This is a genomic window from Streptomyces sp. NRRL F-2664, assembly GCF_000719345.1.
GTDB lineage: Bacteria > Actinomycetota > Actinomycetes > Streptomycetales > Streptomycetaceae > Streptomyces.
Genome location: NZ_JOFX01000278.1, coordinates 1 through 741 on the forward strand (window position 1 = coordinate 1; position 741 = coordinate 741).

At 71.5% G+C, this 741-nt stretch carries 1 protein-coding gene; it reads right to left on the reverse strand.

Going from position 1 to position 741, the window contains the following annotated elements:
- Positions 1–736, reverse strand: a 736-nt coding sequence (locus IF89_RS0135745; protein WP_324605417.1) for a transposase domain-containing protein, incomplete at its 3' end; no start/stop codon positions are given.
- Positions 737–741 lie beyond the last annotated feature (5 nt).

A 741-nucleotide genomic window follows, 5' to 3' on the forward strand; every position in this document is an offset into this window, starting at 1 on the left:
CCCGGATGTCCTGGGGCAGCCGGACGCTTCGCCCCCGCCCGCCGCGGACGGTGGAGATCCACGAACCGTCGGGAAGAACCTCCTCGACCGGCAGCTTCCAGATACCGGGGATCCGCCACAGCAGGTCAGCTCCGGTGGCGGCCAGGTGCTGCAAGATATGGGCTCCGGGCAGGCCTCGATCGGCCAGGACCAACATGCCCGGCCGGAGCGAGCCGGCAAGCCGTTCGGCCAGGACCCGTTCCCTGACCCGGTAGGAATCGACCGCGGCGTCGCAGACCACGTGGGTTCCGGACTCGACCAGAACCATGACCCGGGCCAGCGGATATCCGGTGGGCCCCTTGCCGGCCTTGGTCCGCAGCCGGCCCAGCCCGGCCTCATTGGCCTCCGTGTCCGCAGCCTGCAGCGTCGTCCCGTCCATCGCCATCAGCCGGAAACCCCGCCACAACGCCCCCGGCGTCCGCTCATCGGCCACCGCCGCCCCGGCATGAACCAGCAGCTCACGAAGCACCTCCACCCCGAGATTCCGGCGGGCACGGAAAACGGCCGCCTTGTCCGGGACCCGCCAGGCACCCCACCCATCCTCACGCCGGACCGCCCCGGCCAGCGTCCGCAGGACCTCCCGGTACGGCCCACCGGAGAACAACGCCCGCGCGAGCACGAAGTACACCATCAGCCTCGGCGGGAGCAGCCGCACCCGCACCTCACGGCTCCGGGACTTCGCAAGCACCGCGTCCACCAGCT